This is a genomic window from Salmonella sp. SJTUF15581, assembly GCF_043356775.1.
Classification (GTDB): domain Bacteria; phylum Pseudomonadota; class Gammaproteobacteria; order Enterobacterales; family Enterobacteriaceae; genus Salmonella; species Salmonella enterica.
On record NZ_JBEUJY010000005.1, the window covers coordinates 139,113 to 159,655 of the forward strand.

Annotated in this window: 15 protein-coding genes; 11 read left to right on the forward strand and 4 right to left on the reverse strand. The window is 53.2% G+C overall.

The window, feature by feature from the left end:
• The first annotated feature begins 121 nt into the window (after positions 1–121).
• Positions 122–1,003 carry an ROK family protein gene (locus tag ABVN36_RS11325; RefSeq protein ID WP_001188273.1) on the forward strand — a complete coding sequence of 294 codons (882 nt, stop codon included), beginning with the start codon at positions 122–124 and terminating at the stop codon, positions 1,001–1,003.
• A gap of 284 nt (positions 1,004–1,287) precedes the next feature.
• On the opposite strand, the gene selB is transcribed toward ABVN36_RS11325, so the two are convergent.
• The 3 genes from selB to ABVN36_RS11340 form a co-directional block, all read right to left on the reverse strand.
• Entirely contained in the window at positions 1,288–3,138 is a 1,851-nt protein-coding gene (selB, locus tag ABVN36_RS11330; protein WP_023138219.1) for a selenocysteine-specific translation elongation factor, read from the reverse strand.
• Positions 3,135–4,526, reverse strand: coding sequence for an L-seryl-tRNA(Sec) selenium transferase (selA, locus tag ABVN36_RS11335; protein WP_000200188.1), 1,392 nt, complete (start codon positions 4,524–4,526; stop codon positions 3,135–3,137). The genes selB and selA overlap by 4 nt, the downstream gene beginning before the upstream one ends.
• Before the next feature lie 98 nt (positions 4,527–4,624).
• Positions 4,625–5,233, reverse strand: a complete 609-nt coding sequence (locus tag ABVN36_RS11340; RefSeq protein ID WP_000766681.1) for a glutathione S-transferase — start codon at positions 5,231–5,233, stop codon at positions 4,625–4,627.
• A 475-nt stretch (positions 5,234–5,708) separates the two neighbouring features.
• Here ABVN36_RS11340 and mtlA point away from each other — a divergent pair, with 475 nt between their 5' ends.
• The 3 genes from mtlA to mtlR all read left to right on the forward strand — a co-directional run bounded on the left by mtlA (position 5,709) and on the right by mtlR (position 9,581).
• Positions 5,709–7,625, forward strand: a complete 1,917-nt coding sequence (gene mtlA / locus ABVN36_RS11345; RefSeq protein WP_000093290.1) for a PTS mannitol transporter subunit IICBA — start codon at positions 5,709–5,711, stop codon at positions 7,623–7,625.
• Between the two features lie 220 nt (positions 7,626–7,845).
• Entirely contained in the window at positions 7,846–8,994 is a 1,149-nt protein-coding gene (gene mtlD, locus ABVN36_RS11350) for a mannitol-1-phosphate 5-dehydrogenase (RefSeq protein WP_000645391.1), read from the forward strand.
• Positions 8,991–9,581: a mannitol operon repressor MtlR gene (gene mtlR, locus ABVN36_RS11355; protein ID WP_000193201.1), complete on the forward strand. Its 591-nt coding sequence runs from the start codon at positions 8,991–8,993 to the stop codon at positions 9,579–9,581. The genes mtlD and mtlR overlap by 4 nt, the downstream gene beginning before the upstream one ends.
• Before the next feature lie 9 nt (positions 9,582–9,590).
• Here mtlR and ABVN36_RS11360 read toward each other — a convergent pair whose 3' ends face one another.
• The gene (locus ABVN36_RS11360; protein ID WP_001062558.1) at positions 9,591–9,800 is read right to left on the reverse strand and encodes a hypothetical protein; all 210 of its coding nucleotides are present in this window, start codon (positions 9,798–9,800) and stop codon (positions 9,591–9,593) included.
• A gap of 289 nt (positions 9,801–10,089) precedes the next feature.
• On the opposite strand from ABVN36_RS11360, the gene ABVN36_RS11365 reads away from it, so the two are divergent.
• The 7 genes from ABVN36_RS11365 (at position 10,090) to trmL (ending at position 20,538) form a co-directional block, all read left to right on the forward strand.
• Positions 10,090–10,452: a YibL family ribosome-associated protein gene (locus ABVN36_RS11365; RefSeq protein WP_000665687.1), complete on the forward strand. Its 363-nt coding sequence runs from the start codon at positions 10,090–10,092 to the stop codon at positions 10,450–10,452.
• 488 nt (positions 10,453–10,940) lie between these two features.
• Entirely contained in the window at positions 10,941–11,624 is a 684-nt protein-coding gene (locus ABVN36_RS11370; RefSeq protein WP_023138220.1) for a DUF3251 domain-containing protein, read from the forward strand.
• A 43-nt stretch (positions 11,625–11,667) separates the two neighbouring features.
• Positions 11,668–16,086, forward strand: coding sequence for a trimeric autotransporter adhesin SadA (gene sadA / locus ABVN36_RS11375; RefSeq protein WP_050901266.1), 4,419 nt, complete (start codon positions 11,668–11,670; stop codon positions 16,084–16,086).
• A 298-nt stretch (positions 16,087–16,384) separates the two neighbouring features.
• On the forward strand, positions 16,385–18,040 hold the full coding sequence (gene lldP, locus ABVN36_RS11380) for an L-lactate permease (RefSeq protein WP_001055304.1): 1,656 nt from the start codon (positions 16,385–16,387) through the stop codon (positions 18,038–18,040).
• Entirely contained in the window at positions 18,037–18,813 is a 777-nt protein-coding gene (gene lldR / locus ABVN36_RS11385) for a transcriptional regulator LldR (RefSeq protein ID WP_000636696.1), read from the forward strand. The genes lldP and lldR overlap by 4 nt, the downstream gene beginning before the upstream one ends.
• Positions 18,810–20,000, forward strand: a complete 1,191-nt coding sequence (lldD, locus tag ABVN36_RS11390; RefSeq protein ID WP_000586991.1) for an FMN-dependent L-lactate dehydrogenase LldD — start codon at positions 18,810–18,812, stop codon at positions 19,998–20,000. The genes lldR and lldD overlap by 4 nt, the downstream gene beginning before the upstream one ends.
• Before the next feature lie 64 nt (positions 20,001–20,064).
• Entirely contained in the window at positions 20,065–20,538 is a 474-nt protein-coding gene (gene trmL, locus ABVN36_RS11395; RefSeq protein ID WP_000932335.1) for a tRNA (uridine(34)/cytosine(34)/5-carboxymethylaminomethyluridine(34)-2'-O)-methyltransferase TrmL, read from the forward strand.
• The last annotated feature ends 5 nt before the right edge of the window (positions 20,539–20,543 follow it).

The window sequence follows — 20,543 nt, forward strand, 5'->3', positions numbered from 1 at the left end:
GTGAATTTTTCGCCAATGGTTTTCCGCTTTACGACAGCAATCACGAATTACTTTCCTTTACGTTTCTCCGTCTGGTTTTAGCCATACTAAACAGGTGCCTGTTTAACGTACGGAGAACACTATGCAGCAATATATCGGTATTGATGTGGGAGGAACTCACGTCAAATATGGCGTGATTAACAGTGACGGCGAAGAATTAACCCATCATCAATTCGATACGCCAGAGGACGCCTCCACGTTTACCCGCAAATGGCAGGATGTGGTGGCGCGTTGCCAACAGGACTATGACATTGCGGCAATCGGGGTCAGTTTCCCCGGCCATATTAATCCCCATAACGGTCATGCGGCAAAAGCGGGCGCGCTGGCTTACCTGGATGACGTCAACCTGATGGAGTTGTTCAGCGGGCTGACCGATCTGCCGCTGGTCGTAGAGAACGACGCGAACTGCGCGGCGCTGGGCGAAATGTGGCGAGGTGCCGGGCAGCATTATGAAAACATGGTCTGTATCACCATTGGAACCGGCATTGGCGGCGGTATTATCGTCGGACGAGAACTGTATCGCGGCGCACATTTCCATGCTGGTGAATTCGGCGTCATGCCGGTCGGGAATAATGGCGAAAGTATGCATAAAATCGCGTCAACCAGCGGATTAATGGCGTCGTGCCGCCAGGCGCTGGCGCTGCCTGCCGAAGAGATGCCGCCTGCGGATGTGATCTTCGAACGAATGGCGACCGATGTTCATCTGCGTGAGGCGGTCAATGACTGGGCGCGTTATCTATCACGCGGCGTTTACAGCGTGATCTCTATGTTTGATCCGGGCGTGGTGCTGATCGGCGGAGGAATAAGCGAACAGGAAAAGCTCTACCCGCTCCTGACGCGGCATCTTGAAACGTTTGAAATGTGGGAGGCGCTCCAGGTGCCGATTCAGCCCTGCCAACTGGGAAATCAGGCGGGCAGGCTGGGCGCCGTCTGGCTGGCGCAGCAAAAGCTCGCCCGAAGCTAACGTGTTACGCCTTATCCGGCCTGCATCGTCTACGCAGGCCCGGTAAGCGTCCGCGCCACCGGGCAAAGGCGTTACTTCGCCGCGCGATAAAGTTCCACAATCTCGTCGTGAGTCGCCTGAATAAGGCGCAAAGAATACGGGTGAAATTATCCTGATAACAGGTTCACGCTGGCTATTTTAAGAAGTCAGAAAAATAAAAAGCACATCTGGTTCATTTCCTGATGTGCTTTTTATAAAGCAACGCAATAATTGTATTGCTTCATTTGTTATTTAATTTAACCATTTCATTCTTTTTGCGGAAATAATAACGCATCACGTAATAAATGATCATTCCCACGACGTCGTGTAAATCCAATCCGGTCAAAATATTCAAGGATCTGAATGGCCAGTTTCCGCCCTACATTCAGCCTGTCGCGAAAATCCGCCGCACACGTTGATCCTCTCTCTTGATCCAGCTCGCGGATCATATTGGCGAAAGCGACAATCCGATCGTTACGATAGTACCGATCTTTTACGATCGCGGTAATGATGCCTTGCTGTGCCGCCTGCCGCAGCACCAGCCGCATCAATTGTTCTTCCGTTCCGGTCTCTTTCGCCAGATCGCGTACCCACCAGGGCTCATCGCCAAATAGCGGTTCGACTTTTTGCCAGACGGCCTGCTGCTCATCGCTAAATCCTGCTTTATGATCCGGCAGATGCAACCAACCGTGATGGCTATGAATCAGGCCGTCGTCGCGCATCCGTTCGATCAGCATCAGGACCAGCGCTTCATCCTCCATTGGCAGGGCCATGCGGCGTAAACGCTCGCGTCCCGGCCCCGGTTCATCGCGGTGCTGTTCGTGGTAGGTCGCCAGCGTATCAAGAATCTTACGCTGCCAGCGGGCGGCGACGGGCGCGCTTAACAGATTGTCTCCGGCCTGGATAAAACCATGTTGCTCAATAAGCTGACGCATACCGAGAGGATTAAGCTGACGCGCCCAACCGAAATCCGGCAGGTTGACGGCGCCGCGTTCCAGATGAATGGCCAACGCCGCGCTATCGTCCTGCGCGTCGGCAAGCGTTGAAAGCCAGTGCAAATAATCTGGCTTACGTTTACCGCGACGCGGCGCCTTAAGCGTCACCACGCGTGCGCCGGCAAGGGTGGCGCGTGCGGAAATATCACGCAGCACCAGTCTGTCATTATCGGCCAGCCACAACGGCGTATCAAAGATCAGCTCGGCCAGCCCGCCTTCCAGCAAAGAGACGCGACCGGTCACATGGCTGGCGGCATGGTGAATATGTAGCGGCTGCCATTGGGAAAGCGGCGCATGAAGCGCCAGAGAAACGATCACCCGGGAAAAAGCCTCCCCCACCGGCGCATCCGAAAGCAGCCAGTCGCCGCGGTTAAGCTGCTCCTTCTCCGCATCGCCCGCAATATTGAGCGCAATACGTTGCCCGGCATACGCATGGTCGGTGGGCTGATTTTGCGCGTGTAGACTTCGTACGCGCATCGGCGTATTAACGCCGGTCAACCATAGCGTATCGCCCACGTTTACCTCTCCGCTCAGCGCCGTTCCGGTCACCACCAGTCCCGCCCCTTTCACCGTAAACGCACGGTCGATAGCCAGACGGAAGCGATGCTGCGCGGCGTGCGAACGTGCAGGAAGTTGCTGTAAATGAGCGCGAAGTTCTGCAATACCGCGTCCTTCATTGGCGGCGGTGACAAATAAAACGGTATCGGCGAAGCCATAGTTGTCGAGCGCCGCCAGTACCTCTTCACGTACTTCACCGATACGCGCCTCGTCCACGCGATCGGCTTTGGTCAGCGCGACGGTGAGCTGGAGATTGCCCGTCAGTTGCAGGATCTGTAAATGCTCGCGCGTTTGCGCCATAACGCCGTCATCACAGGCGACCACCAGCAAAGCGTGATCGATACCGCCTACGCCCGCCAGCATGTTAGAGAGGAATTTTTCATGCCCAGGCACATCGATAAAGCCCAGCACACGACCATCCGGCTGCGGCCAATAGGCGTAGCCCAGATCGATAGTCATCCCGCGTTTTTTCTCTTCCGGCAGGCGATCGGCATTGACTCCGGTAATCGCCTGGAGCAACGTCGTTTTACCGTGGTCTACGTGTCCGGCAGTTGCAATAATCATTTCAGCATCATCTCCATAAACCGGCTTTCGTCTTCAAGACAGCGCATATCCAGCCATAAACGGCCATCATAAATTCGGCCAATGACCGGTACAGGCAGCGTGCGCCAGCGGGCCGCCAGTGCCTCCAGCCGACTACCACGCCCGTCGTGCGGGGTAAAGGTCATGGCGGCGCTGGGAAGGCGGTCTACTGGTAATGAACCGCTGCCGATTTGCGACAGGCAGGGTTTAACCTCCAGCGCAAATTCATCGCCGTAACGTGCCGCCAGCCGCGCCTGTAACCGCTGCGCTTGTTCGCGAATCGACGCTTCACTGCGGGTTAACAGACGCAGGGTGGGTAATTTCTCCGCCAACGCTTCCGGGTGCAGATACAGACGTAACGTTGCCTCCAGCGCCGCCAGCGTCATTTTATCCGCGCGCAGAGCGCGTTTCAGCGGATGGCTTTGCAGTTGGGCAATCATCGCTTTTTTGCCGACGATGATCCCGGCCTGCGGCCCGCCCAGCAACTTATCGCCGGAGAAGCTTACCAGACTGACGCCTGCGGCAATGAGCTGCTGCGGCATCGGCTCTTTGGGTAAGCCATATTGACTTAAATCCACCAGCGAACCGCTGCCCAGATCCGCCACCACCGGAATATCCAGCTCTCGCCCAATTTCCGCTAGTTCCGCTTCCTCTACCGTTTTGGTAAAGCCCTCAATGCTGTAATTACTGGTATGCACCTTCATCAACAGCCCGGTATTTTCATTTACCGCCTGACGGTAATCTTTCGCGTGCGTCCGGTTGGTGGTGCCCACTTCATGCAGCGTACAGCCCGCCTGGCGCATAACATCCGGAATACGAAACGCGCCGCCGATTTCGACCAGCTCGCCACGCGAAACCACCACCTCTTTGCCGCTGGCTGTCGCCGCCAGCATCAGCAATACCGCCGCCGCATTGTTATTGACGATACAGGCGTCCTCCGCCCCGGTGATACGGCATAACAGCGTCGCCAGCGCCCGGTCGCGATGCCCCCGCCCGGCGCCATCCAAATCGTATTCCAGCGTCACCGGCGCGCGCATCGCCTGCGTTACCGCCTCAATCGCTTCTTGCGCCTGCAATGCGCGGCCAAGGTTGGTGTGCAGCACCGTCCCCGTCAGGTTAATCACCGGGCGCAGCGCGCTTTGCGCCGCATTTTCCAGCCGGAGTTTCGCCTCTTGCGCCCAGTCTGCGTACCAGTCGGGAAGCGTTTGCGTATTCCGTATGACGTCGCGCGCGTCGTCAAGCATCCGCCTAAGCAGATCAACCACCTGGGTATGGCCATACCGATCGCGCAGAGAAAGAAAAGCGCTATCGTGCAATAAGCGATCGATAGCAGGAAGCTGGCTGTAGAGTGTACGCGTTTCGCTTGTCATGAAAATGCCTGGCTGTTGGTGGCCCTCTCCTGGCGGGAGAGGGATATCGACATAAGGGGGATTGTAACGTGAGTTTGCTCAGGCGGACATAATGCGCGTCAAGCCTTTGGCGCTTCGGTGCGGGCAAAGCTTTCGCGTTGAAAAAGCGTTTCGACCAGTTTGACCAGGTGGGGGCGGCTAACACACCAGCCAGGCGCGACCCGGCGGAAGTTGAGATAGCCTACCGCACAGGCAATCGCGATAGTCGCCAGATTGACCGTATCCGTTTTTAGCGTCCCGTCGCTCAGATAACTTTCGAGCATATCCAGGCTGCGGTTGATTTTTTCCCGCTGGCGCAGCAGTTCCGTTTCCGATTGTTGCGCCGCCGGACGCGCCTGTTCGCGTACAGAAACCAACGCTGCATCCATAATGCCGTCAGCCAACGCTTCAAGCTGGCGAACTTTAAGCGCTGCCATCGGGTCACGCGGGAGCATCGCTGGCGCGATATCCAGCAGTTCAATATATTCCGCGATGATCGGCGAATCGAACCAATACTCGCCTTTCTCCGTCACCAGCGCTGGCACCTTACCCAGAGGGTTGTATTGCGCCACGCCGTTATCCGCCTCGTAGGGTAGTTCATTAATAAATTCGAAGGTAATGCCTTTTTCGAGCAGCAGAACAGAGATTTTGCGCACAAAAGGGCTGGTGTAGCTACCGATGAGTTTCATGCCGTGTCCTTTTTGCCAACCAGTAAAAATCATAGTATGGCTCAAATAAGACGAAAAGAGACGCAAAAGGAGGTTGCTGAATGACATAACGTGAGTGAGCTCGCGACAAAATGTTTGCCGGATCGTATTGGCGTTACCCGGGCTTAAAATTTCTTGTGAAGAGGATCACAAAAATTCAACAAAGCACCAAAATAAAAATGTGAAATATCTCACATAAAATGGTCTTTTAAGGGCTAAAAATTAGATTCGTTGTTTTTTTACACAGCCACTTTGTGATCAATATCACATCAATTACCTCTCTACCCCCTATATTTATGTGACGCAAATCACATAAATTGTCCCTGTCTGGACAGTTGAACGATTCAGTGCCAGATTGCGCAGTATCTACACTACAGGGTCCGGCTACCTCTGCCGCTACATTAACAAACCTCGGGCTTTCAGCCTGCGCGACAGCAACATAAGAAGGGGTGTTTTTATGTCATCCGATATTAAGATCAAAGTGCAAAGCTTTGGTCGATTCCTCAGCAATATGGTGATGCCTAATATCGGCGCGTTTATCGCGTGGGGTATTATCACCGCATTATTTATTCCAACAGGGTGGTTGCCTAACGAAACGCTGGCGAAACTGGTTGGTCCGATGATCACCTACCTGCTGCCGCTGCTCATCGGTTATACCGGCGGTCGTCTGGTTGGCGGCGAACGCGGCGGCGTGGTGGGCGCTATCACTACCATGGGCGTTATTGTCGGCGCGGATATGCCGATGTTCCTTGGCTCGATGATCGCCGGTCCATTAGGCGGCTACTGCATTAAGAAATTCGACAGTTGGGTAGACGGTAAGATCAAATCCGGTTTTGAGATGCTGGTGAACAACTTCTCCGCTGGCATCATCGGTATGATCCTCGCCATCCTGGCGTTCCTCGGTATTGGTCCGGCGGTTGAAGTCCTGTCCAAAATTTTGGCGGCGGGCGTTAACTTCATGGTGGCGCACGATATGCTGCCGCTGGCGTCCATTTTTGTTGAACCGGCGAAAATCCTGTTCCTCAATAACGCGATTAACCACGGCATCTTCTCACCGCTGGGTATCCAGCAGTCCCATGAGATGGGTAAATCCATCTTCTTCCTGATTGAAGCTAACCCGGGTCCAGGGATGGGCGTCCTGCTGGCGTACATGTTCTTCGGTCGCGGCAGCGCTAAACAGTCTGCGGGCGGCGCGGCAATTATCCACTTCCTGGGCGGTATCCATGAGATCTACTTCCCGTACGTGCTGATGAACCCACGTCTGATCCTGGCCGTTATCCTTGGCGGTATGACTGGCGTATTCACCCTGACCATCCTGAACGGCGGTCTGGTTTCTCCGGCTTCTCCTGGCTCGATTCTGGCGGTACTGGCGATGACGCCAAAAGGCGCTTACTTCGCTAACATCGCTGCCATCGTGGCGGCAATGGCGGTCTCCTTCGTGGTTTCTGCAATTCTGCTGAAAACCAGCAAAGTGAAAGAAGAAGATGACATTGAAGCGGCCACCCGTCGTATGCAGGACATGAAAGCGGAATCTAAAGGCGCCTCTCCGCTGGCGGCTGGCGACGTGACCAACGACCTGAGCCATGTGCGTAAAATCATCGTGGCTTGCGATGCCGGTATGGGTTCCAGCGCGATGGGCGCAGGGGTACTGCGTAAGAAAGTACAGGATGCGGGCCTGAGCCAGATCTCCGTCACCAACAGCGCCATTAACAATCTGCCGCCGGATGTGGATCTGGTCATTACTCACCGTGACCTTACCGAGCGCGCGATGCGTCAGGTACCGCAGGCGCAGCATATTTCGCTGACCAACTTCCTGGATAGCGGCCTGTACACCAGCCTGACCGAACGTCTGGTTGCCGCACAGCGCCACAATACTAATGAAGAGAAAGTACGCGACCATCTGAAAGACAGCTTTGAGGAGGGTGATAACAACCTGTTCAAACTGGGTGCGGAGAATATCTTCCTGGGCCGTAAAGCCGCTAACAAAGAAGAGGCGATTCGCTTTGCCGGTGAACAACTGGTGAAAGGCGGCTATGTTGAGCCGGAATACGTCGAAGCGATGCTGGACCGCGAAAAGCTGACGCCGACTTACCTCGGTGAATCCATCGCAGTTCCGCACGGCACGGTGGAAGCTAAAGATCGCGTGCTGAAAACCGGCGTGGTGTTCTGCCAGTATCCGGAAGGCGTACGCTTCGGTGAAGAAGAAGACGATATTGCCCGTCTGGTCATTGGTATCGCCGCACGTAACAATGAGCACATCCAGGTCATCACTAGCCTGACCAACGCGCTGGATGATGAATCCGTGATCGAACGTCTGGCGCACACCACCAGCGTGGATGAAGTGCTGGAACTGCTGGCAGGTAAAAAAGCTTAACAGTTAAGCATCCCCAAAATAGTTCGAGCTGCAGGAAGGCGGCAACGCAGTGAATCCCCAGGAGCGTACATAAGTACGTGACTGGGGTGAGCGAGGAGAGCCAACGCATCTGCAGTTCGAAATATGAAGGCGATATCCTCTCCCTTGTGGAGAGGGTTAGGTTGAGGGAAAAGCCTCACCCCAGCCCTCTCGGGTAAAAACATTAATGAAGGTTAATACTATGAAAGCATTACATTTTGGCGCAGGTAATATCGGTCGTGGCTTTATCGGCAAATTGCTGGCTGACGCGGGGATACAACTGACGTTTGCGGATGTAAACCAGGTCGTACTCGATGCCCTGAATGCCCGTCATAGCTATCAGGTTCATGTTGTGGGTGAAAATGAGCAGGTGGATACCGTTTCCGGCGTCAACGCTGTCAGCAGCATCGGCGATGATGTTGTCGACCTGATTGCCCACGTTGATTTAATCACCACTGCCGTGGGCCCGGTGGTGCTTGAGCGTATCGCTCCGGCTATCGCTAAAGGGCTGGTAAAACGTAAGGCGCAGGGCGTGGATGCCCCGCTGAATATCATCGCCTGTGAAAATATGGTGCGCGGCACCACGCAGCTGAAAGGCCACGTAATGAACGCGCTGGCGGATGGCGATAAAGCCTGGGTTGAACAGCACGTCGGTTTTGTCGATTCCGCCGTTGACCGTATTGTGCCGCCATCTGCTTCTGCGACCAACGATCCGCTGGAAGTGACGGTAGAAACGTTCAGCGAGTGGATTGTCGATAAAACCCAGTTTAAAGGCGCGTTGCCAAACATTCCGGGGATGGAGTTAACGGATAACCTGATGGCATTTGTCGAACGTAAACTCTTCACGCTGAACACAGGTCATGCTATAACCGCGTACCTCGGCAAATTAGCCGGTCATCAAACCATTCGCGACGCTATTCTCGATGAGAGTATTCGCGCGGTGGTGAAAGGCGCGATGGAAGAAAGCGGCGCGGTGCTGATCAAACGCTACGGTTTTGATGCCGACAAACATGCGGCATACATTCAGAAAATCCTCGGTCGTTTTGAAAACCCGTATCTGAAAGATGACGTCGAACGCGTAGGTCGTCAGCCGCTACGCAAACTCAGCGCGGGCGACCGTCTGATCAAACCGCTGCTTGGCACCCTGGAATATGGTCTGCCGCATGTGAATCTGGTGAAAGGGATCGCGGCGGCGATGCATTTCCGTAGCGATGAAGATCCGCAGGCGCAAGAGTTGGCGGCGCTGATTACCGAAAAAGGCCCGCAGGCCGCGCTGGCGCAAATTTCCGGGCTGGATGCCAATAGCGATGTGGTGGCGGAGGCGGTTAACGCATATAACGCGACCAAATGACGCAGAATCCGGCGCAGGTTAGCCTGCGCCCAAATAACAGATTGTCAGATATGCAGGCAATAATGGAACAAACCCAGGCCTTTGAAAATCGTGTGCTTGAGCGTCTGAATGCTGGCAAAACCGTACGGAGCTTCCTGATTACCGCCGTCGAGTTATTGACCGAGGCGGTGAATATTCTGGTGCTCCAGGTGTTTCGCAAAGACGACTATGCCGTGAAATACGCTGTGGAACCGTTGCTGGATGGCGACGGGCCGCTGGGCGATCTTTCGGTACGTCTGAAACTTATCTATGGCCTTGGCGTACTCAGCCGCACCGAATATGAAGATGCGGAGCTGTTAATGGCGCTGCGCGAAGAGCTGAATCACGACGGCAATGAGTACGCCTTTACCGACGATGAAATCCTCGGGCCGTTTGGCGAACTGCACTGCGTCATGGCGCTACCGCCGCCGCCGCATTTTGATACGTCCGACGCGGCGCTATACGCCATGCAAATTCAGCGCTACCAGCAGGCGGTGCGTTCGACGATGGTCCTCTCCCTGACCGAGCTGATTTCTAAAATCAGCTTAAAAAAGGCCTTTCAAAAGTAAATCCCGCCGTTAACCCCTTTCTTCTTCTTTTGGTCGGTACAGCCGCCGGTAATATTCCAGACGCTGCAAATAAATGGGCGCGCTCTCCGACGGCACCTCGGAAGGAACATAATCACGCGGCGGCGTTTTATTCAGGTATTCACGGAACGCCTGGCTGGACGCCATAAAATCGACGGCTTTATCAATAAGAAGTGGTACGTTCTCACCTATTTTTGCCATGATAGATCCTCCATGTGGGACCCGCGTCTGACTCCCGCGGTCGCTTATTTGAGTTTAGGATCAATTTAGCGTTGTCATTGAGGAAAATGTGCTTAATCGCTTTTCTTGCCGGCAAAAAGGCGCTTCATCTTTTATCTCGAAAAAAATATTTTATTATCAATGAGATAAATAAATAATTAGCGATGTAATACTTGCCATAATTGATTATCTTTACGTCATGAGTTGTGAAGAATCACTCACTGCGCGCATACTATAGGGTATCTATCCCATTTCTATCAGAAGCTATCCCATGAAAGAAGTTGAAAAAAACGAAATTAAACGCCTGAGCGATCGTCTTGACGCTATTCGCCACCAGCAGGCAGGTCTCTCTCTGGTTGAATCCGCCGATAAATACGCGGAGCTGGAAAAAGAAAAAGAGACGCTGGAAGCAGAAATTATCCGTCTGCGCGAAGTACACAGCCAGAAACTGAGTAAAGAAGCGCAGAAGCTGATGAACCTGCCGTTTCGCCGCGCGATCACTAAAAAAGAGCAGGCCGACATGGGCAAGTTGAAGAAAAGCGTGCGTGGCCTGATTGTTGTCCACCCGATGACGGCGCTGGGCCGGGAAATGGGGCTCAAAGAGATGACAGGTTTCGCGAAGAGCGAGTTCTAAACCTTCCGCATCCCAGGCTCTCAGGACACCCGTTGTACGGAGGATGTCTTGAGAGCATCGGGCTATATTCCGAATTTTTCATGGAACTATTTACACCGCTTATATACAAGTTCATTTTTAACGGTAGTCCCTGCTTTTTCAGGATGAAAAATTCCACTATCATGCCTGTTTGTATTTATACAATGAATTTTTTTCATCCCCTTTTCTTATATCCCGCAGAATATGATTGACCCGCAAAATTAAATAACATTATCATCCCTGAAAAAAATCCCCATACATAAACATTATAATTATATTTTTATAAAGCATTGCTATGAGCAATTGATAAATAACGTCGGGTTTTTGCGCGCTTCTATAGAAGCGACGAATGTTTTCATTCTAACCATACGTTAATGAGTTATTGGCAATACTCGCTGAATGATGAGCTAGTTGTATAAATAACAGGTTAACTATTTATATTATATAAATTATTAACAAGGATATTTCATATGCACAAAAATGGAAAATTTATCCCCCTGCTTGCGTTGGGATTCACATTCTTTTTATCTGGTTGTGATTACTTCGCAGATAAACACCTTGTTGAAGAAATGAAAGAACAACAAAAAGAACAAGAAACAAAGATAAACCTGTTAGAAAAACAACAAAAAGAACAAGAAGCAAAGATAGATCTGTTAGAAAAACAACAAGCTACGATTATCAACACAACCAAAAAGGTCACCGAAGTCGTTGGCCGCGTTGAACGCAAACAACGGCTATTCGACTATACAGAACTGGACCCATCACAAACGCACTATTTTATTATTAACAACGGCAATATCGGATTAGCCGGGCGTATTCTATCTATTGAGCCAATAGATAATGGAAGTGTTATTCATCTTGATTTAGTTAACTTACTCAGCATTCCGGTATCAAACCTTGCGTTTAATATGACATGGGGTACGAAAAAACCTTCCGAGGCAAAAGATCTGCCTCGATGGCGACAACTCCTGCTCAACACAAAAATGGATTCGACAATCGAACTCTTACCGGGAGCATGGACAAACGTCACGCTAACATTAAAAGGCGTATCGCCCAATAATCTTAAGTATCTAAAAATAGGTATTAACATGGAGAATGTCATATTCGACAGCATACAGCCTATTAATGATACGAAAAAGAAGCCAAAAAAATAATAGCCATTGATACAATTATTTTAGAAAAGGAAAGCACTTATTCATGAACAGAATATTTAGAGTCCTCTGGAATGCCGCTACGGGAACATTTGTTGTCACCAGCGAAACCGCAAAAAGCCGCGGCAAAAAAAGCGGCCGCAGAAAGCTGGCGGTTTCCGCACTCATCAGTCTTAGCAGCATTATGGTTTCTGCGGACGCACTGGCCAATGCTGGGAACGATACAGGGAAAGGGATCGGCACTGAGAATGGATGGATAGCCATTGGCGAAGGCGCCGAAGCTGATTCAACAATAACAACTAAAGAAAAGGTCGCAGAAGATCCGTCCAAAGGATATGTAGCGGGTGCCGGTATTGCAATAGGTTACTATAGTAAGGCATCTGGGGCTTCCAGCACTGCGTTGGGCGGATATAGCCTTGCTGAGAGTATAGGCTCAGTGGCGCTAGGGGCAGGTGCACATACCACTTCTACGGCTAAATACTCTATGGCAGTAGGTACAAACGCAGTTGCCTCAAATCTTTACGCCATCGCACTGGGAACAAATGCAAATGCCTCAGGGAAAAATTCAATAGCGCTTGGACGCGATACCGTATCATCAGCAGAAAGAAGCCTGACGGTAGGATTAGGGGCGAATGCCGCATCTCTGGATAGCATGGCTTTCGGTTACAATACATCCGTAACGTCAGATGCGGCAAATGGCATTGCCTTCGGTAGTGGGGCGGTAACCTCTGCAAAAAATTCCGTCGCGATAGGGAGCAATTCTACAGCGACCGAAGAAAACGTAGTTTCTGTAGGGAGTGATGCCCTAAAGCGCAAAATTGTCAACGTTGGTAACGGAGCCATATCAGAAAGCAGCACCGACGCCGTTAACGGCTCTCAGCTATTTGCAACCAACGCCAATGTGACGCAGAACACCACTGATATTGCTGCCAATACCGACAGCATTAACCAAAACACAACCGATATCGCCACCAACACCACCAATATCAACAGCCTGAGCGACTCCGTCACCACGCTCACCGACGATGCCCTGTTGTGGGATGCAGCCTCTGGCGCATTCAGCGCTAAGCACAACGGAAGCGACAGCAAGTTAACCAATCTGGCGGCGGGTACCCTGGCCGCAGACAGCACCGACGCCGTTAACGGCTCTCAGTTGTTTGATACAAATGAGAAAGTGGATAAGAACACTGCTGATATCGCCACCAATACCGACAGCATCAACCAAAACACTGCCGATATTACCGCTAATACCGACAGCATTAACCAGAACACAACCGATATCGCCGCCAATACGACCAGCATCAATCAGAACACCACTGATATTGCCACCAACACTACCAATATCAACAATCTGAGCGATTCCATCACCGGCCTTACCGATGATGCCCTGCTTTGGGATGCTGACACTGGCGCATTCAGCGCTAAGCACAACGGAAGCGACAGTAAAATCACCAATCTGGCGGCGGGTACCCTGGCCGCTGACAGCACCGACGCCGTTAACGGCTCTCAGTTGTTTGCCACCAATGAAAATGTGTCTCAGAACACAACCGATATCGCCGCCAATACCGACAGCATTAACCAAAACACAACCGATATCGCCACCAACACCACCAATATCAACAGCCTGAGCGACTCCGTCACCACGCTCACCGACGATGCCCTGTTGTGGGATGCAGCCTCTGGCGCATTCAGCGCTAACCACAACGGAAGCGACAGCAAAATCACCAATCTGGCGGCGGGTACCCTGGCTTCGGACAGCACCGACGCCGTTAACGGCTCACAATTGTTTGCCACCAATGAAAATGTGTCTCAGAACACCACTGATATCGCTGCCAATACAACCAGCATCAATCAGAACACCACTGATATCGCCACCAACACCACCAGTATCAACAACCTGAGCAACTCAGTTACCACGCTCACCGACGATGCACTGCTATGGGATGCAGTCTCTGGCGCATTCAGCGCTAACCGCAACGGAAGCGCCAGTAAAATCATCAATGTCGCCGCCGGGGACCTTTCTGAGGACAGTACAGACGCGGTGAACGGCTCCCAGTTGTATGAAACCAACCAGAGGGTGGATCAAAACACCTCTGCTATCGCAGATATTAATACGTCCATCACCAATCTTAGCTCTGACAATCTGAGCTGGAATGAAACAACAAGTTCGTTCTCTGCCAGCCACGGAAGTAGTACGACAAACAAAATCACCAACGTTGCTGCCGGAGAGCTGTCTGAAGAAAGTACCGACGCGGTTAACGGCTCGCAGCTGTTCGAAACCAATGAAAAAGTGGATCAGAACACGACCGATATCGCCGCCAATACCACTAACATCACTCAGAACAGCACCGCGATTGAGAACCTGAATACTTCTGTCTCCGACATTAATACGTCCATTACCGGCCTCACTGATAACGCTCTGTTATGGGACGAAGACATCGGCGCTTTCAGCGCAAACCACGGTGGAAGCACCAGTAAAATAACCAATGTCGCCGCCGGGGCGCTTTCTGAGGACAGTACAGACGCGGTAAACGGCTCACAGTTGTATGAAACCAACCAGAAGGTGGATCAAAACACCTCTGCTATCGCGGATATCAATACGTCCATCACCAATCTTGGTACCGATGCACTGAGCTGGGATGACGAAGAGGGTGCGTTCAGCGCCAGCCACGGTACCAGCGGTACCAATAAGATAACCAATGTAGCAGCAGGTGAAATCGCCAGTGACAGTACTGACGCTGTTAATGGTTCTCAGCTCTATGAAACTAACATGCTGATTTCTCAGTATAATGAATCTATTAGCCAACTAGCCGGCGATACCAGCGAAACCTATATCACGGAAAATGGTACCGGCGTGAAATACATCCGTACGAATGATAACGGGCTTGAAGGCCAGGATGCATACGCAACGGGTAACGGCGCAACGGCAGTAGGTTACGACGCCGTCGCCTCTGGCGCTGGCAGCCTGGCTCTTGGCCAAAACAGCAGCAGCACCATTGATGGCAGTATCGCTTTGGGCAGTGGCTCCACCTCTAACCGCGCTATTACAACCGGTATACGAGAAACGAGCGTAACAAGCGATGGCGTCGTCATTGGCTACAATACAACAGACAGAGAGTTGCTGGGCGCGTTGTCATTGGGGACGGATGGAGAAAGCTATCGTCAAATTACCAACGTTGCTGACGGCTCTGAAGCGCAAGATGCGGTAACAGTTCGTCAGTTACAAAATGCCATTGGTGCGGTCACTACTACACCGACCAAGTACTACCACGCAAACTCAACGGAAGAAGATTCACTGGCTGTCGGAACTGACTCACTGGCAATGGGTGCGAAGACCATCGTCAATGCTGATGCAGGTATTGGTATTGGTCTGAATACACTGGTGATGGCTGATGCCATCAACGGTATTGCTATCGGTTCTAACGCACGCGCCAACCATGCAAATAGTATTGCAATGGGTAATGGTTCTCAGACCACTCGCGGCGCACAGACTGACTACACCGCCTACAACATGGACACACCGCAGAACTCTGTCGGTGAGTTCTCTGTCGGCAGTGAAGACGGTCAACGTCAGATCACTAACGTCGCGGCGGGTTCGGCAGATACCGATGCCGTTAACGTTGGTCAATTGAAAGTCACCGACAGCCGTGTTGCCGCGAATACCGAAAGCATCAATAACCTGAACACGCAGGTGAGTAGTCTTGATACTCGCGTCACCAATATTGAAAACGGTATTGGCGATATCGTCACTACCGGTAGCACCAAGTACTTCAAGACCAACACCGATGGCGTAGATGCAAATGCCCAGGGTGCGGACAGCGTCGCGATTGGCTCTGGCTCTATTGCTGCCGCTGAAAACAGCGTGGCGTTAGGCACAAATTCCGTCGCAGATGAAGCTAATACTGTGTCTGTCGGCTCTTCTACTCAACAACGCCGTATTACCAACGTTGCCGCAGGGGTGAACAACACTGACGCGGTTAATGTGGCGCAACTGAAAGCCTCAGAAGCAGGATCCGTGCGTTATGAAACCAATGCAGATGGCTCGGTTAACTATAGCGTGCTCAACCTGGGAGACGGGAGTGGCGGTACCACTCGGATCGGCAATGTTTCAGCGGCGGTGAATGATACGGATGCGGTTAACTATGCGCAATTGAAACGCAGCGTCGAAGAAGCAAACACCTATACCGACCAGAAAATGGGTGAAATGAACAGCAAAATCAAAGGCGTAGAGAACAAGATGAGCGGCGGTATCGCTTCAGCGATGGCGATGGCCGGTCTGCCACAAGCCTACGCCCCGGGCGCCAACATGACCTCGATTGCCGGCGGTACGTTTAATGGTGAAAGTGCCGTCGCCATTGGTGTCTCCATGGTAAGTGAAAGCGGGGGCTGGGTGTATAAATTGCAAGGAACCAGCAACAGCCAGGGCGATTACTCTGCGGCCATTGGCGCGGGCTTCCAGTGGTAATGAAGTAACAACACTCCCGACATCAAAGGCAATGGCATAATGCCATTGCCTTTTCACTTCCCTTTGCTGTCCTCTCCCCTCAATTGGCCCTACCAATTTTAGCCCGTTACCACAGCCTACTCACATTTCACTAAATTAACTCTACAATACCGTTGCCAATAAATAACATCTGGTTAACTATTTGTTGTCATTATCCATACACAACAATATTGGCAGGACCACTTTTACACATAATGTGACCCCAACGAGATGAGCAAAGATTCATCCCATTATGCGTGTGGTTCTCAGGAGACCTGCAATGAACCTCTGGCAACAAAACTATGACCCGGCGGGTAATATCTGGCTTTCCAGCCTGATCGCATCGCTCCCAATCCTGTTCTTCTTTTTCGCCCTGATTAAACTCAAGCTGAAAGGCTACGTTGCCGCTTCGTGGACGGTGGTTATCGCGCTCGCCGTTGCGCTGCTGTTCTATAAAATGCCGGTCGATCACGCGCTGGCATCGGTCGTGTATGGCTTCTTCTACGGGCTATGGCCGATTGCCTGGATAATCATTGCCGCGGTCTTCGTCTATAAAATTTCGGTCAAGACCGGGCAGTTTGACATTATCCGCTCGTCAATTCTGTCGATTACCCCCGATCAACGTCTGCAAATGCTGATTGTCGGCTTCTGCTTCGGCGCGTTCCTTGAAGGCGCGGCGGGTTTCGGCGCGCCGGTGGCGATAACCGCCGCGCTGCTGGTGGGTCTGGGCTTTAATCCGCTGTATGCGGCAGGGCTGTGCCTGATTGTAAACACCGCGCCTGTCGCCTTTGGCGCGATGGGGATCCCGATTCTGGTTGCCGGACAGGTCACGGGCCTGGACAGCTTTGAAATCGGTCAGATGGTCGGTCGTCAGCTACCGTTCCTGACCATTATCGTGCTGTTCTGGATTATGGCGATTATGGACGGCTGGCGCGGCGTGAAAGAAACCTGGCCTGCGGTGATGGTCGCTGGCGGCTCGTTTGCTATCGCCCAGTATCTCAGCTCCAACTTTATCGGGCCGGAACTGCCGGACATTATCTCTTCGCTGGTGTCTCTGGTGTGCCTGACGCTGTTCCTCAAACGTTGGCAGCCGGTGCGCATCTTCCGCTTCGGCGATATGGGCGCGTCGCAGGTCGATCAGACGCTGGCCCGTACCCGCTATACGACAGGGCAAATCGTTCGCGCCTGGTCGCCGTTCCTGTTCCTGACCGCCACGGTCACTCTCTGGAGCATACCGCCGTTCAAAGCGCTGTTTGCCCCCGGCGGCGCGCTGTATGACTGGGTAATTAACGTTCCGGTACCATATCTCGATAAACTGGTCGCCCGTATGCCGCCGGTCGTACACGAAGCGACCGCTTACGCGGCGGTGTATAAATTTGACTGGTTCTCCGCCACCGGCACGGCGATCCTGTTTGCCGCGCTGTTGTCTATCGTCTGGCTGAAAATGAAGCCCTCAGCCGCAATCCAGACCTTTGGCAGCACGCTGAAAGAGCTGGCGTTGCCGATTTACTCCATCGGCATGGTGCTGGCGTTCGCGTTTATCTCGAACTATTCCGGGCTTTCTTCCACGCTGGCGTTAGCGCTGGCGCACACCGGCAGCGCCTTCACGTTCTTCTCGCCGTTCCTCGGCTGGCTGGGGGTATTCCTGACCGGCTCGGATACCTCATCTAACGCGCTGTTTGCCTCTCTACAGGCTACCGCGGCGCAGCAAATCGGCGTCTCTGATGTGCTGATGGTGGCGGCGAATACCACTGGAGGCGTAACCGGGAAGATGATCTCGCCGCAGTCTATCGCCATCGCCTGCGCGGCGGTGGGGCTGGTAGGGAAAGAGTCCGATCTGTTCCGTTTTACCGTCAAACACAGCCTGATCTTCACCTGTATGGTGGGCGTGATCACTACGCTTCAGGCCTATGTTTTAACCTGGATGATTCCGTGATTGTGATGCCAAAACGCCTGTCAGACGAGATTGCCTCTCGCGTGCGGGCGCTGATTGAAGAACAAAACCTGGAAGCGGGCATGAAATTGCCCGCCGAGCGCCAGTTGGCTCTACAGCTTGGCGTATCACGCAACTCTTTACGCGAAGCGCTGGCGAAGCTGGTCAGCGAAGGCGTGCTGGTGAGCCGTCGCGGCGGCGGGACATTTGTCCGCTGGCAGCACGAAACCTGGTCTGAACAGAATATCGTGCAACCGCTGAAAATGCTGATGGCGAACGATCCGGACTACAGTTTCGACATTCTGGAAGCCCGCCACGCCATTGAAGCCAGTACGGCCTGGCACGCCGCCATGCGTGCCACCGCCGCCGACAAAGAGAAAATCAGACTCTGCTTTGATGCGACGCTCAGCGAAGACCCGGATCTCGCCTCCCAGGCCGACGTGCGCTTTCATCTGGCGATCGCGGAAGCCTCGCACAATGTGGTGCTGTTGCAAACCATGCGCGGTTTCTTCGACGTCCTGCAATCCTCCGTCAAACAGAGTCGCCAGCGTATGTATCTCGTTCCGCCCGTATTCTCAAAGCTGACGGAACAACACCAGGCAGTGATGGACGCCATTCTGGACGGTAACGCCGAGGGCGCGCGTAAAGCGATGATGGCGCACCTCAGTTTTGTCCACACCACGATTAAACGATTTGATGAAGACCAGGCCCGCCAGGCGCGTATTACCCGCCTGCCCGGCGACCATAATGAGATGACCAGGGAGAATAAATCATGATTATTTCAGCAGCCAGCGATTATCGCGCCGCAGCTCAGCGCACGTTGCCTCCTTTCCTCTTCCACTACATCGACGGCGGCGCGTATGCGGAATATACCCTGCGCCGAAATGTGGAAGACCTGTCGCAAGTCGCTCTGCGCCAGCGCGTGCTGAAAAATATGTCCGATTTAAGCCTGGAAACGACCCTGTTTAACGAAACGTTGTCGATGCCAGTGGCATTAGCGCCGGTAGGTCTGTGCGGCATGTACGCCCGTCGCGGCGAAGTACAGGCCGCCGCCGCCGCAGACGCAAAGGGCATTCCGTTCACCCTTTCCACCGTCTCCGTCTGTCCGATTGAAGAAGTTGCACCAACCATTAAGCGCCCGATGTGGTTCCAGCTTTATGTACTGCGTGACCGGGGCTTTATGCGTAATGCGCTGGAACGAGCAAAAGCGGCGGGCTGCTCCACGCTGGTCTTTACCGTGGATATGCCGACGCCGGGCGCGCGCTACCGTGACGCCCACTCCGGGATGAGCGGCCCAAACGCGGCCATGCGCCGTTACTGGCAGGCGGTGATGCACCCTAAATGGGCGTGGGATGTCGGCCTGAACGGTCGCCCGCATGATTTAGGCAATATTTCCGCCTATCTGGGTAAACCGACCGGCCTTGAGGACTATATCGGCTGGCTGGCAAATAACTTCGATCCGTCCATCTCCTGGAAAGATCTGGAGTGGATACGCGAATTCTGGGACGGCCCAATGGTGATCAAAGGGATCCTCGATCCAGAAGATGCCCGCGATGCGGTACGTTTCGGCGCTGACGGTATCGTGGTGTCGAATCACGGCGGCCGCCAGCTCGATGGCGTGCTCTCTTCCGCCCGCGCCCTGCCCGCCATTGCCGATGCGGTGAAAGGCGATATCGCCATTCTGGCGGATAGCGGGATTCGTAACGGGCTGGATGTCGTGCGTATGATTGCGTTGGGGGCCGATACCGTACTGCTGGGTCGGGCCTATCTCTACGCGCTGGCGACGGCAGGAAAAGCGGGTGTCGCCAATCTGCTGGACCTGATCGAGAAAGAGATGAAAGTCGCCATGACCCTGACCGGCGCGAAATCCATTAGCGAAATCAGTGGCGATTCACTGGTGCAGGAACTGGGGAGAAGTTTGCCCGCCGCGCTGGCGCCAATGAGCAAAGGCGATGCCGCCTGAACGCCTGGCGCGTGAGAGCCCGGTAAATTTCTGCTATTCTGCCCCCCGCATTTAAGGGGGCATCATGCTTAACATCGTACTCTTCGAACCAGAAATCCCGCCGAATACCGGCAACATCATTCGTCTTTGCGCCAATACCGGCTTTCGTCTGCACATCATCGAACCGATGGGGTTTACCTGGGATGATAAGCGCTTACGCCGCGCAGGGCTGGACTATCACGAATTCGCCGCGGTTCAGCGCCATCACGATTATGCCGCCTTTGTCGCCGCCGAAAACCCGCAGCGCCTGTTTGCGTTGACGACAAAGGGCACGCCCGCCCATAGCGCCGTAAGCTATCAGGATGGCGATTATTTGATGTTTGGCCCGGAAACGCGCGGCCTGCCCGCCAGCATTCTCGATGCGTTGCCTAAAGAGCAGAAGATTCGCATTCCGATGATGCCGGATAGCCGTAGCATGAACCTGTCGAATGCGGTGTCGGTGGTGGTGTATGAAGCGTGGCGCCAGTTAGGATATCCCGGCGCGGTATTGCGGTCGTAATATAT